At 55.2% G+C, this 15,003-nt stretch carries 8 protein-coding genes; 3 read left to right on the top strand and 5 right to left on the bottom strand.

From position 1 onward, the window contains the following. Positions 1–571: 571 nt before the first annotated feature. The gene (locus JSS75_10290) at positions 572–3,232 is read left to right on the top strand and encodes a YfhO family protein (protein MBS1904083.1); all 2,661 of its coding nucleotides are present in this window, start codon (positions 572–574) and stop codon (positions 3,230–3,232) included. A gap of 38 nt (positions 3,233–3,270) precedes the next feature. Beyond that, on the top strand, positions 3,271–3,648 hold the full coding sequence (locus tag JSS75_10295) for a four helix bundle protein (protein ID MBS1904084.1): 378 nt from the start codon (positions 3,271–3,273) through the stop codon (positions 3,646–3,648). A gap of 48 nt (positions 3,649–3,696) precedes the next feature. On the opposite strand, the gene JSS75_10300 is transcribed toward JSS75_10295, so the two are convergent. Then, the gene (locus JSS75_10300) at positions 3,697–4,470 is read right to left on the bottom strand and encodes an SDR family oxidoreductase (protein MBS1904085.1); all 774 of its coding nucleotides are present in this window, start codon (positions 4,468–4,470) and stop codon (positions 3,697–3,699) included. A gap of 168 nt (positions 4,471–4,638) precedes the next feature. Here JSS75_10300 and JSS75_10305 point away from each other — a divergent pair, with 168 nt between their 5' ends. After that, on the top strand, positions 4,639–5,433 hold the full coding sequence (locus tag JSS75_10305; GenBank protein ID MBS1904086.1) for a hypothetical protein: 795 nt from the start codon (positions 4,639–4,641) through the stop codon (positions 5,431–5,433). Between the two features lie 15 nt (positions 5,434–5,448). Here JSS75_10305 and JSS75_10310 read toward each other — a convergent pair whose 3' ends face one another. From JSS75_10310 to JSS75_10325, 4 genes are all read right to left on the bottom strand, one after another. After that, positions 5,449–6,345, bottom strand: coding sequence for a YitT family protein (locus tag JSS75_10310; protein MBS1904087.1), 897 nt, complete (start codon positions 6,343–6,345; stop codon positions 5,449–5,451). A 45-nt stretch (positions 6,346–6,390) separates the two neighbouring features. Continuing rightward, positions 6,391–7,530, bottom strand: coding sequence for a homogentisate 1,2-dioxygenase (locus JSS75_10315; protein MBS1904088.1), 1,140 nt, complete (start codon positions 7,528–7,530; stop codon positions 6,391–6,393). Between the two features lie 391 nt (positions 7,531–7,921). After that, on the bottom strand, positions 7,922–10,042 hold the full coding sequence (locus JSS75_10320; GenBank protein MBS1904089.1) for an OmpA family protein: 2,121 nt from the start codon (positions 10,040–10,042) through the stop codon (positions 7,922–7,924). After that, a complete protein-coding gene (locus JSS75_10325) occupies positions 10,026–14,966 on the bottom strand; it encodes a choice-of-anchor D domain-containing protein (GenBank protein MBS1904090.1) in 4,941 nt (1,646 codons plus the stop codon). Before JSS75_10325 ends, JSS75_10320 begins: the two co-directional genes overlap by 17 nt. Positions 14,967–15,003: the final 37 nt, after the last annotated feature.

The following is a 15,003-nucleotide window of genomic DNA, read 5'->3' on the forward strand; positions in this document are numbered from 1 at the left end:
GTCCGTGCTCTTGCGGCAGCCACAAACATTCGGTTCGCCCCGAACCCCGCCCACGAATGAATTCGTAGGCTACGTTTGTGGCCGTCCTACCGGACTCAATGCGCCAAAGCCGCAACGTTCCGTTACCCCACCGTCATTCTGAGCGAAGCGAAGAATCCCTATGGCGGAGCCGCAGTATGTCCAAGGCCGGTGGCACGGACTCTTAGTCCGTGCTCTTGCGGCAGCCACGCACATTCGGTTCGCCCCGAACCCCCACCCGTCATTCTGAGCATTCTTCTGCGACCATAGGAGCAGAAGCGAAGAATCCCTTCGAGATTGCCTCAATGTTTCGTACAGACCGAAATGGGACGGACTGAGAGTCCGTCCTACTGGATTGAAGATACTGCGGCTTCGCGAAAGGGATTCTTCGCGGAGTTTACACTGAGCAGAGCGAATGTGCTCAGAATGACGCGAATGTAAACGTTTTGAACGGAGCCACTACCAAACGGTCCGTCTACGACAAATTCCTCTCGGAATGCTATAAACAGCCGTATTTTTGAGGTTCTTCGCTAACCGATTACGAATCACTCGCATGGCTCAGCAAAAAACGACTTCGTCGCCGAAAAAACAGCGTTCACTCGATGAGATCCGCACCTCCGACTCCTCCTCAGGCTCGGGAATGATCCCAGAGAAATTCCGGACTCCGCTTGCTATCGTCGCGCTCCTTGGCGCCATTCTAATCTTCTTCGGTGGCGTCCTCTCGAAAGATAAGACCTTTAGCGCCGGCGATAATATCGCCAGTGATGCGATCGTCCCGTATCTCAAGGCGGCGCAGGCTGCGGGGACGAGCGTCCCGCAGTGGATCCCGAATATTTTTTGCGGCATGCCGTCGTTCGCATCGCTGCTTTCGACCGGCGCCCGTACGTACGATATCGTGCACGAAGCCTTCAGCCTCGTGCAAAGCGCAGCAGTCGCGATCTTCGGCGGCAACGATGCGATGATCTACATCTGGTGCTACTTCATCTTCGGCGTCGGGATGTATCTGCTGATGCGGCTCACCAGGCGATCGTCGCATCTTGTTGGCGTCTTTGCCGGCATTGCCGCCATGTTCTCGACATGGATCATTACCTACATCATGATCGGGCATAACACCAAAGTGTTTGCCGTCATGTGTTTTCCATATATCCTCTTAGCGCTCGAAAAGCTCCGCGAAGAAAAGCTCACATGGCAGCGAATGGTGTTTTGGTATTCGGTCTTTGCGGTCGCCGTACACTTCTTGCTCGAGTCGTCGCACGTGCAGATGGCGTTCTATCAATTCCTCGCCATCCTGATCTATTTCATCGTATGGCTCGTGAGCGACCTGACCGGCAAGCGTAATATTCTGAACGTCGCACGCACGGGCGTGATCTCGCTGGTGATGGTGGGGCTTGCATTCGCGATGTCGGCCGATCGCTACCTTGCGACACTTGGCTACGATTCGTACTCCATCCGCGGCGCTGCGCCGCTCGTCGATCGTGCAACGCTTGAAGGCGGTGCCGCAGCGAAAGCAAATGCGAGCACCGGCACGACCTCCGGCGGCGGTCTCGATTGGAATTACGCAACCGAGTACTCGTTCTCGCCGGCGGAGATGATTACCTTCCTCGTTCCGGGTTGGTATGGCTTCGGCAAGTTGTCATACAGCGGCCCCGAGGTATCGGTCGAGACAAAAGTCCCGACCTACTGGGGCCAGGCGACGATGACCGACTGCGCAAACTACACCGGCACGATCGTGTTCTTTCTCGCGCTGCTTTCGATGCTTGCGCTCTGGAAGCGCGACCGACTCGTGGCCCCACTCGGGGTCATTAGTATCGTCGCACTACTGATTTCGTTCGGCTCGACGATGCCGTTGTTGTTCAGGCCGATGTTCAACTACTTCCCGACCTTCAATAAATTTCGTGCGCCGATGATGGCGCTCGTGCTGATGCAGTTGTGTTTCCCCATTCTCGCCGCGATCGCGCTGCAAAAGATCATCGACGTTGTAAAAGGAACCGACGATAAGGCACTGAAGGCATCGATCACCAAGTGGACGACATACCTGATGTATGCGGCCGCCGGCTTACTCGTAGTCTTCCTGGCAGGTCGCGGGATCATCGACGGTACGCTGCGCGCAGGGATCAAAGAAAGCGGAAAACAGATAGCGACCTGGCCGGCAGGCATTCAGGACCTTGCCGTGAACACCGCGCTCAACGATGCGGCAATCTGCATGCTGCTCGCGGCCGTCGCACTCGCGACGCTTTGGATGTATCTGCGTGGAAAGATCCGTAACGCCGCCGTTCCTGCTGCCGTCGTACTCGGTCTGACCGTCATCGATCTCTGGCGCGTCGATTACCGACCGATGGACATTACCAATCGAAGCGACTACGAAGGCGCGTTCCGCGAGCACGACTATATCAACTTCATCAAACAGGATAAGTCGCTCTTCCGTATTCTTGACGTGAACGACCCGATGTCGAACATGCCCGCTGCGTGGGGCGTACAGACCATCTCCGGTTATCATGCCGCCAAGGTCAGGGCATTCCAGGATGTCATCGATATCACGGGCAATTATCACGGACAGATGATCGTGAATCCGTTTATGTGGAGTCTGCTCAATACGAAGTATGTGATCTACAACGGTGCCGTAGATTCGGTCGCAGGCCGCATGACTCCGGCGTTTATCTCGCAAGAACCGGCACAGGGTCAGGGAGGACAGAAGCAGCAGACGATCGTCTGGCAGAATAACTCCGTGTTGCCGCGAGCGTTTTTCGTGCGTGGATATGAAGTTAAACCGCCGAAGGAATTCCTCGACCTCATGCGCTTAGGCTCGTTCAATCCGCGCGACGTAATGTTCTTCGACAAGAAGCCGGAAGGGATGCTGCAAACATCGGAAGATGCCATCGACTCGACCGAATCGGTACAGATCGCCAAATATGAGAACGAGACGATCGAGATGAAAACCTCGTCGGCCAAGAACCGCTTGCTCTTTATGTCCGAAGTCTGGTATCCGGCTTGGGAAGCGACCGTCGACGGCAAGCCGTTGCCGATCTACAAAGCCGACTGGGCCTTCCGCGCACTTGCCGTGCCGGCCGGTCAGCACACGATCACGCTTACTTATCACGACAGCCGCTTCGAGAACGGCAGAATGATCTCGCTCGCGACAAACATCATCGCGATCCTCGGCCTCGTCATCGGCGTGGGCACGACGATGAAACGGAAACGCCCGCAAGCGGAGTGAGAGAATGTAAAATGTAAGATGTAAAATGTAAAATTGGAATGCCTTATCCGAACGACAATGTCGATATACATGAGCGCGCATTCGAGTTTGCATCGAATATCGTGCTATTCTGTGACAAGTTGAATCAGACCCCGGGCGTCAACTGGGCGTTGGCCAATCAGTTGGTACGCGCCGGGACATCGATTGGCGCGAACATTGAGGAAGCCCAAGCAGGACAAAGCAAGGCCGACTTCATTGCGAAGTTAGCGATTGCGCTGAAGGAAAGTCGGGAAAGTAATTACTGGCTTCGTTTGATCGCACGAACCCGACCTGCGTTGACCGAAGCATCAGAGCCACTTATCCAAGAATCAAGTGCATTGATGCGAATTCTCGCCGCTATCCTAAAATCCGCGCGCGACGGTGAAAAGGGACGATGACCGCATCCCAATTTTACATTTTACATTCTACATTTTACATTCCCGCGGCTACGCCCGGTGTACGACCGACGAGCTTCCCTGCGAAGTCGGGAAAATTATAATCTCCGCGATCTGAACGTGTGCAGGACGGGAAGCTGTCCAGACGACGGCATCTGCGATGTCCTCGCCAGCTAATGGCTTGAAGCCTTTGTAGACAGTTGCGGCGCGTTCTTTGTCACCGTGAAAGCGTACCTCGGAGAACTCCGTCTCGACGAGGCCCGGATCGACCGTCGTCACGCGCAGCGGCGTATCGACGAGGTCGAGACGCAACCCCTTCGTGATCGCATCGACCGCATGCTTCGACGCACAGTACACATTGCCGCGTGGATAGACCTCGTGCCCGGCGATCGAGCCGATATTGATAATGTGCCCCTTCCCACGTTCGACCATCCACGGCACGACAGTACGCGTGACATAGAGCAAGCCCTTCACGTTCGTGTCGAGCATCTCTTCCCAGTCTTCGACGAGGCCCTCGTAGAGCTTGTCGAGTCCGCGCGAAAGGCCGGCGTTGTTGACGAGGATGTCAATATCCTTCCATTCGTCGGGCAGTGTGTTAAGCGATTCTTCGACGGCTTCGCGGTCGCGCACATCGAGCTCGAAGGCATGAATGTTCATGCCGTGATGTGCTGCCTCGAGCTCTTGCTTCAAACCGGCAAGCCGCTCTCCGCGACGCGCACAGATCAGAAGCGCTGCGCCTTCACGAGCGAATGCATGCGCACACGCTCGGCCAATGCCGCTCGACGCGCCGGTGATGAAGACGGTTTGGTTTGTCAAGTTATTCATTGAACGTGTTGTTCGATAATCGTTAATAACAATGAGTGGTATTAACGAGTGCATCGTGAATTGCCATTCATTATCGCTAATTAACCCAAACTGACGAACCAGTGACTATTGACTCGCAGTTGAACACATCAACAAACGATACTCCGTCATCACAATTCTCGTACGCATATGCGATCAATACACGTAGTCTTGGTTCTTTCGGTATGGTTTCCATTATTACTCGCGTCATGCGATAACGATCAGCCGTCTGTGACGAACTCGGCACTTTCCGGCAACATAACCGGCAGGGTATTGCTTACAGGGTTTGATCCTCATTATTCACCAACCGACTTAAGCGGGACGGTCGTCAAGATTGAAGGACGAACAGATAGTACCTCCACCGACAGCAGCGGGGTCTTTACCCTCAGGGATGTCCCCGCAGGAATCCACACGCTTGCATACTCTCATCAAGGTTATGGCATATGCAAGATCATCGGATTCCAATTCACCGGCGGAGGCACGGCATATGTACCCGCGAATCAATTGAATCCTCAGCCTCTTGGTACGTGCGTGTTGGATTCAATCATCACCGTAGACACAGTATCTAATAATTCACCAGTCACAGAATACATATTCACAGCCTTCGTCGATAAGAATGGGTTGAAGGATCCGATAACGGCAGGAAATGATATTGTACTATTTATGGGCACGAACCCCAATGTTTCCTCCGAGAAGGGACATTACAGTCTTGTACAACGGGTATGGACGTACAGTGTATCCACCCCTTTCGGCTATCGAAAGGATAGTACAGTTGTGTATAGTAGTGACTACCTACACAACTTTCACAAAGGGGATACAGTCTATACGATCGCGTATGTAACCAATACGCCGGATGGTGATTATCCGGACCCTGCGACCGACGGTGTGTTGTATTCTTCGGTTGGGCTGAAGCACTCTGTCGTCAGATCGTTCGTTTTGCGATGATGGAGAGCTATCCGCTCACTTCAGCGGCCGCTTCTTCACCATGCCGCCGATGGTATCGTTGATGCTGGCTTGCACCACGAATGCACTGTCGTCGATGGCAAGGATCAAATCCTTGAGCTTCATAATCTCGAGGCGGGTGACGACAGTGTAGATAATATCCACGTCCTGCGTGTGACCGCGTTTGCCGAAGCCTTTATGACCACGATATGCCGTCACGCCGCGCCCGAGCTGCTCGATGATCGCCTCGCGAATTTCGTCGCTATGCTTCGAGACAATCGTCACGCCGGTATATTCTTCAATACCTTGCACGACGAAGTCAACGGTGCGCGACGCAGCAAGGTACGTGAGGATCGAGTACAACGCCGTCTCGACGCTAAAGACCAACGCTGCAGTCGTGAAGATCAGGATATTGAACACCAGGATGACATCGCCGATCGAAAACGGCGTACGCTTGCTGATATAGAGTGCCAGCACTTCCGTGCCGTCGATCACACCGCCGCCGCGAACCGAAAGCCCGACGCCCAGTCCAAGGAAAAACCCACCAAAGACTGCGGTGAGCACTTTGTCGTTCGTGACGACAGGATAATTGATCAGCGCAAGTACGACTGCCAGAGTCGTGATGCCGACGAACGTCTTGAGCGCAAATTCCTTCGAGATCTGCTTGAGTCCCATCAGGATGAACGGGACGTTCAACGCGAAGACCAGGATCGGCAGCGGCAATTTTGTTACTGCTGCCGTCAGCAGCGAGATACCCATCACCCCGCCATCGATAAAATGATTCGGCAGTAAGAAGCCCTTAAGTCCGAATCCCGCCGAGAGCACGCCAAGCGCGAGCAACACCGACTCCCCCAGCACATGACGCACGGGAGTGTGGTGTTTGGGGGCTGATGGATCGTGTGCTACGCTCGTCATACGAAAAAAAAGAGCGCTATGATCGCAGCGCTCCTTCAAGATTCATTAGGCTTTCGCCGTCTCTTTCTTTTCCTTCCACGACGCCCAATACTCTTTCCATTCGACCGATTCCGCGGGCGGCGCAATATTGAGCGGGTGACGCGTATCGATCATCATCGCCGATTCGTTCGTGCGCGTGAGGCTATCGTTTGCACGGAGCGCTTTCGGATGCGGGCCGTGATGAATTCCCTGCGGATGCAACGTCAGCATGCCTGCTTTGATGTTATCACGACTGAAGAAGTCGCCGTCGTGATAAAACAACACCTCGTCATAATCGGTATTGCGGTGGAAAAACGGGACCTTCAGCGTATCCGCATCTTCTTCGAGCGGTCGCGGCAGGAACGAGCAGATCACGGCATTGGTCATCATGAACGTCGTATGCACCGGCGGTGGCAAGTGCACGCGCGGCGACATCACCGGGCGGATATCGCGCATGTTCAGTTTGAACGTCGTCAGGTCCCCTCTCCAGCCGACGATATCGATCGGATGGAACGGATAAAACACTGACGTCCATTCGCCGAGACGTTTAATACGAATCTCATATTCCTTGCCGTTGGAATCCGTCGGTTTGTATTCCGTAAAATCGGGAAGCGTAATCGCGCCCATATCGTAGAGCGCATGCATGCCGAGCAATCCCTTCGACTCGGGCGATGGCGGAAGAATCTCGGAATGCGCTTCGACCATCATGAAAAAGTTATCGGTCGTTTTCGGAATCATGCGATACGTTGTTGCGCGAGGAATGACGATGTAATCACCCGGCTCGAACGCGAGCGTTCCGAAATCGGTCTCGAAGATACCCTCGCCGCGATGCACGAAGTAGAGCAGGTCGCCATCGGCATTCCGAAAGTACGCCGTGTGGGGCGCGCTCCGACGCGAGACGAGCACGACGATGTCGTCGTTATAAAGGATCGGCATCGGCAAGCCGTTGGCGTCGGTCATATCGGTCGGCTTGAGCTCATTGAGGTCGTAGGCATGGGGGCGGAGTGAGCCCTCGATACGAGTCCAGCCCGTCGGAGCATTCGCATGATAAAGATGCGACACGCGGCCAAAAAATCCCTCGCGGCCGTGTTCTTCTTCGAAGGTACCTTCAGGAATAGCGACGTGCGGCTGTTTGGTGACTTTGCCGCGCATGATCGGAAAATTCATTAACGACTCCTACTGATTAAATGGTGTAACCTCAGACAGGTGGAGGTATCCAAACGAGACGGGTGGGAGTGAAGTTCGGACGTCGCCTACCGGCACCACCTCTGGTTGAAACGGTGTACACATCTGTCATTCTGAGCGAAGCGAAGAATCCCTTCGGCGGAGCCGCAGCATGCCCAAGACCAGTGGCACGGAATCTTAGTCCGTGCTCTTTCGGACACCACGAACATTCGGTTCGCCCTTTACCCCGCCTGTCATTCTGAGCGAAGCGAAGAATCCCTTCGACGGAGCCCCACAGGGTTTCAGCAAGGGATTCTTCGCTTCGCTCAGAATGACATACATAATACAATGACGATACACAGTGCTACTTAAGTCCACACTGAGCCGCTACTCCCTACTGTAGCGGCGTCTGCACTTGTACCGTCACGGTGCGGCAATAATATCGTCCTTCGGGTGTACCATTCATGTCTGTTCCCTCGGCGGGCCCGATGCCTTTGACATCCGTCAGCTTCGCCTCGGCATTTTCGGTGCGGACAAGCGCTGCGACCGCGTCGGCTCGTGCTTGCGAAAGCTCCTGGTTATGGTCGAGTTCGCCGAGGCGGTCGGTCGAGCCCGTAATCTTCACTTCCGATGACGGCTTGATCGAATGCGCAACGAACGTCGAGACCATTGCCTGGTTCTGCCGCGAGATCACGGACTTATCGAAGTCGAAGACCACAAGCGACAAGCGCGAAAGCTCGAACGGATAGCGCGACTTTTCGACCGGCACGTCGAATGTACCGGTCGTCTCGAGTCCGTCGCCATCTGTGACCGTCAACGAAGCGACGAGCTTTGCCGAGTGATCGTTCGCTGTTGCGATGGGTCCGAGATCTGCATCGCTGATATACCAATCGAATGCCGGCGGTGGCGCACCGGTGCCGCTCTGGGTCTTGAGCGTATGATCGCCGGCCTTCATCGTGAACGTCCACTCCTTGATATCCGATTGCTTTCCTTTTGCTTCGAGCACGAACGGGATTTGCTTCGGCGAGCCTTCGTAGCGCGAGAACTTCTCGTGCACGACAGGCTCGAGCATCTTCCCGCTGGGCGACGATATCTCGACGCGGCGATTTTCTTCGATGCCTTCGGCATACTTCTGGCTCGACGGATTCGACGGCGATGCCGCTGTCTTGACCGTGATGCGCGAAGGATCGATCGCCCACATGCTGACAAGGTAGTCTTTGATCGCTTGCGCTCGCGCTTTTGCAAGCGATGTTGCCGTCGTACCCGAACCGGCTTCGGTGCCATCGGTCGTTCCGGTCAGGACGATGCTTTGCGTGGGGTCGGTTGCCAGACGATCGCCGACGATGTTCAACACTTGATAATACGCTTCGAGCGAACTATGTGGTAATTCTCGATTGCGGAATTGCGTCTGTCCGTTCGCCTCGATCCGAGCGTAGCGAGTCGGGATCTCGGAGCGAGCACTATCGAAAAAGACATAGGGCAAGAGCGGGAATGTCTCGGTGACGATCGTCTCGACGACCTGCACCTTCTGATCCGACGCCATGTGCACCGACGCGATCGGCGGTTCGGGTTTCGGTTTTGGCGGAGGCGGCGGTGGCGGAGGGGGTGGCGGCGGAGGCGCAGGTGGCTCCGGTCTGTAAATTCCGTAGCGAATCGTCACGCCGCCTTCGAGCGACGCGACTTTCCACTCGTAATCGCTCTTGATCTGACCGAACGGATAATAGTAACTAACTTCCGGCGCAGCACTCATCCCGCTGCCAAGCGGCACCGGATATCCAAGCACACCACGCGCACCGAATACGCCTTTGATATTCGGAATGACGCCCGAGCCGATCGTCTTGAAATTCGTGTTCGTCTGCGGAAACACGACGCCTTCGGGCGAAAGAATTTCTTCGGTCTGATCGTAATTCGACGAACCGGAAAGCGGCAGTGAGTACGTTAGTCCGGCGCCGAGATAGACGGGTATTTTTTTATAGGGTGTGATGCGCGCACCGAGCGACATCACGATCTCCGGTATTTGCGCCGTGTACTTATGTTCGCGCACCAGTGCTTCGTAGCCTGTCCCGTTCGAGACACGCATCGAGCTATCGATGTAGAAACTGAAATCGCCGCCGCGTTCGGCGTAACCGACACTCACTCCGAGATCGATCATCGGCGTGATCGGCTTCTCGACGAGCAGACCGAAATCATATCCCTTGCCGGTTCCGTTGCCGAACACACCGCATCCTTCGTCGCAGCAATAGACGTGCGCATGCGATTGATGGTAATTCCGCGCAACTGCGCCGAAGAGACCGAACCGCATCACGAGACGATCGTCGCTCGGGCTGGTTACGGGCGCAAGAGCCGCCGACTTGCGTGCAGGTGCGGAGCGCGTCGTGTCGCGAAGTTGCGCTGCGCCGATATTCGCCACAAGGCATACGATGCCGAAGGCGACTACAACACGGGCGCTGCGGGTACGATGAATGTCGTGGTACACTGATGCAAGAATGAGTCTGGGGTCAGCGGCGAATGACAATCTTCTGCGATGTTCGGTACAAGCCCGCCTCGAACGCGACGACGTACGCCCCGTCGGCTAACGGCGAGAGATCGAGCGACAAGTGATACTTGCCTCCCTTCATGAGCTTCGATCCGTCGAGCACCGTCAGCACCCGCTCGCCAGTGGCGGAATATACCGTCAGCTTCGGAGCGAGATCGCCAAAGAATTCGAAGTCGGTCTCCAACGCACCCGTCGTCGGGTTCGGTCGAAGCGCCGCGAACGAATTCCCGCCGCCGACGAACTTCAGATAGCTGATGTCGCATCGCGGCTGCACTTCGACCGCGCTGGTATCGCCCGTCGGGATCGGCTTAATGAACATGATCGAATCGCTCGAGAGCTTGCCCGGAACGAGATAGAACGGCGAGACGACGGAGTCCGGCACATCGACGAGGAATCGCAGTCGCGCAATCTCGCCTTGTTTGATGCTGTCGCAACCGAGCATTTCGACATCCAACCGATTCGCACGAACGGTAACACTCGGCGTCGCGTACTTCGAGCTGATGCCCAGATACTCCAGTGCCCGCCGATTATACAGCAGCGAATAGCGCATATCGATTGGCGTCTGAGGCATATCACGATCCATGATGATCGGCACCTCGACAGTATCCGAGATCTGGCCGCGGACGGTATCGATGATACCGATATTCGGATCGAACGCCATCGTAAACGGATACGGCGGGGCCCATCCATACGAATGGATGCGTCCGGTATCGACGATCACGCACGGCGAGTCGGAGTATGCAAATATCGTCGTGTCGATGAGCGAATCGGCACGCGGACAGAACCGGATCGTAAAGACGATCGAATCGCCTGGCGCAAGCGTAAGCGGGTATGGTTTGTCCGAGCCGACGATCGAATGGAATGGCGGCAGTGCGCCGAGCGAATCGAAACGGATCGGCACGGCGCCAGGGTTGCGAACAACGACGGACAAATCCTTGCAATCGCGGATCTTCACCGTATCGAAATCCGTGAATTTCTGGATCGAGATTTCCGGATCGTCGATGATTACCCACCCATTATCGATTCCGGAGACGATCTTGAACGAGACGAGTGAATCGCTGTCGAAGTCGATATTGTCGAGCCGGATCGGGAATTGCGATGCAACGCCCTTCGGAATGAACCGCACGTAACAGATCGTCCCCGCCTTCACGTTGATCGCGTTCTTCATCAATACACGCGCGCCATCGCCGGTATCGACGACCGACGCAACCGGCGTGAACGGAGTTTGAATATCGAGCAGCGAGACCGCATTCGTATCGTACCCGATGCGGAAATACATATCGATGATACGCTGCGGAATATCGCGGGTGATCATCACCGGGATAACGAGTGTATCGCACGACGTGATATGGATCGTATCCTGCCCGATCTTCGATGTATCGAACGCGAACTGCATGCCATACGCCGGCGCAAAACCTTCGCCCGTCACATAGATCGTGGTGTCGACACCATGACATGGGAACGACGTTTCGAGATACAGTCTCGCCGCGTACTTCTTCGGCGCTCGGGGTTTGAAGTTGATCGACAGACACAGCGTGTCGTTTCGCAGCACGGTCCAGGGCAGCGGCTGCGCGGAACATTCGTTCACCGTGAAGACGCGTTCGTCGGGTACGAAATACGCATTCGTAAAGACGACACTGTCGCCGCTCGGATTGGTAAACGCACTCGGGACGATCACCCGCACTCGTGCCGGCGATGCAGTTGTATCGACGCGTGTCGCGGGAAACGCGGCGTTCTGCGTGTTCGGCGTGAAGTTCAGTTCGCGTCGGCCCGAGAGACTGACCGTATACGACTGTGTCCAGGCCGGCGTCGACGCACGAAGGCGAAGATTCGCATTCATGATCAGATTCTGCACGATTGCCGGCACATTCGGACAGAACCGAATGACGAGCGTGTCTTCGTGATTCGGTGCGATCACATGCGGCAGCGTCGAGTCGAGTCCGGGCTTAAAGTACCATTGGTACACACTCGAATTGCCGTTCGGCAACCCGGCGCTGCTGATCGCGAGCGAATCGATCGACAACGGAATGAAGTTCGAGTAGTTCGGCAACGAAATCTCTCGCTCGACACACTCGCACGGCATGCGCAGTCCGAAATTGATATATGACATCGGCACATCAAGCTTGATGATGCGTCCGCTGCCGTTGAGTTGGCCGGTGACCGATTTTCCGCATGGTGTATCGAGTGTGGCAGTCACCACACCGTTATACAATTGCTGCGCCGTGGGTTTGAATTGAATGTAGCCCGTGATCGAATCTCGCGGGTTGAGCCATACGGGTAATGGCTTCGATGTCCCGGTAAGCGTATAACCTGCGGGGACAGTGATGGAGGTGACTCGCACCGGCACCGCGGAGATATTTTCTACCGTCACGCTATCGTCCTTCTGCCAACCAACCTCGACTGGGCCGAACACCACGAGCGACGTCACCGCCAGCTTCGGGGTCATGCTCGTGCCCTGCACTAAGAGTTGATACTGACTTCCGCCCGCAAGATTGATATTGATATAGACACGGTCTGCACGATCGGTAATAAGATCGTTCGGACAATACTGGACGATGTAGGGAAAACTTTGTCCCGGCGAGAGCGTGGACGGCGCTTTGTTCAGCAGCGTGAAGCGACCGCTCGGATCGACGAGCTGCTCGCTCGTGATGTTGAATGTCGACGGTGTGACGTTCTTTACCAGCACGGTATCGATTCTGCATTCGCAGCCGATGACGCCATTGATATTTAAATAATCCGGGATGAACTGCAACTGGTCGAACACGCCCGTGCCCGAAACGGGGATCTTCAACGTACCATAGCACTGACGATCGAAGATCACAAGCGTATCGTAATAGGTGATCGCCTGACGCGGTCGAAACTGCAGCGTGATCGTGATCGTCTGACCCGGGTTAATATTGAAGGTCGTTCCCGACACGATCGAATACACGTCGCCCACAACAAGATATGCCGACATTTGACGGGGGTCGGTCCCAACCGAGGTGACGGTCGTCGTCTTTTGCAGCGTTTTTCCGATCGTCACATTGCCGAACGCAACATTCGCCGAATCGAACTTGACGTCGACACTGATGCCGGTACCGGTGAAGTCGATCGTACGGACGATACTACATCCTTTATAGTGACAGATGACTTGTAGCTGACCGGTAAACGGGCCCGGCGTCGGCGGTTTGAAGCGAATAAACTCCTGGGGGTACGCCGTTTTCGGCTTCAGCAAAATTGGGAAGGTGAACCGCCGCCCGAAAAAGGCAGGATTCGTCCAGATCATCGTGTCGATATAGATATTCTCGCCGATGAGATTTCGAAACTGATAATCCTGCACATTGCTGAGCTGTCCGGGGCACACGGCCTCGAACGCCATCTTCTTGATCTGCGATTTCCCGTTCGGGTAGAGCAGTACCAACACGTCTTGCGACCTGCCTTGTAATGGGATCATTCCGCTGCCGGGGCAGGCATCGTCACTAATGACACGAAGCGTATCGTATTCGGTTTTCGACGAGTCGTCGGCATCGAGTCGCAGCGAGATCTTCCAGCAATCGCCGGGTTGAAGCGTGGTCGGCAAATTCGGGTATCCGGTGAACGGCTTCCACGAAAACTTGGGGTTGTTGAGCAACGCGTTCGAGATCTTTAGCGGCCGGTTGCTTTTGTTACAAATGGTGATCGTATCTTCACTGTATGTTTTTTCGGTGCAGCCGACATAGAGTGTGTCGAAGAGGATCGAGGTTTTATTATACGATAACTCGGTCGAGCGATTGACAACGAGCGGAATCTGCAAGTACTCGCCGCACCGATTCGTATTCACGATATATAGATACGTCCAGAGTGAGCCGGTCTGGTTACCGTTGAAGCTGATTGTGAGCGTTTGGGGTATGTTCTGCTGCAGAGTGAACGTACTCTGGTTCACTTTGAAGAGTCCCATGTACCCATAATAGACGTACGCAACAACGGTATTGCCGCAATACGAGGTGTCGGTGAGCGTGAAGGTAAACGTCGAATCGTCTTGACAGATCAGGTCAGCATTGAGGCTGCTCGGATTGAGCGAGAAAGTCGCGATCACGCGCCGGTCGCTCATGGCCGAATGTGCGCCGCCACGCATACGGCCGATATGTCCGTGGCCGGTCGCGTCGCACAAGTCATAAATAAAACTCGAGTCGTTACAGCGGTAATAGCACTCCATGTTCGGCTCGTTGCCTTCGAGCGACTTATTGCGCTGACAGCGAATCTCCTGCTCACTGAGCGCACGGCCCCAGAGTCTGATCTCGTCAATCTGTCCTTTGAACGACCGGTTCGTGACACTGTCGTCGAAGAGTGCATTCGTGCTCCCGATCTGCATCGGCAGCTTATCGCTTTCCTGATGCTTGAGCTTTACGATCGGATAGAGCGAGTTCGTCCCGCTGCCGACGAGTGCACCGTCAACATAGATCCGTGCAGTCTGCGACACAGCGTCCCATGTAAACGCCAGATGCACCCAGCCGCGGGTATAGAGATTCGGGACGGTCGCGCTGGCGATGGTATTATCCGTCTCGCCGAGGAACGAGCCGTCAGGACTGAGTTCGAAATAGATCTTCGTATCGACGAGGTATGCAACCCAGACGTCGTTATGGTCTTTATTCGGCCCCCAGATTCCCCCGAGGAAGACACGTTTCCCCGGCTGCTGGATCGGCTTATACCATGCTTCGTAGGTAATCGCCGTGTCGAGATTGCGAATGAGATACGATGTATCGATATCGACATACTGTGCGCCTTTGCCGGAGGTCACATCGATGGTGATGGCTTTATACGCACAGAACTTGAGGCTGTCGCAGGACTTCGGCTGGCTTCGCCCGACCGAAACCAGCGCAGCGAGCAATACGAGCACGGCAACCGAGAGCCGGCCCATGCGACGAAAGAGCGATAAATACTTCACAGGGGAATGATTACAACGTCAGCCGCTTACACACAAT

Source organism: Bacteroidota bacterium (genome assembly GCA_018266755.1).
In the GTDB taxonomy this organism is placed as follows: Bacteria; Bacteroidota; Ignavibacteria; order Palsa-1295; family Palsa-1295; genus JAFDZW01.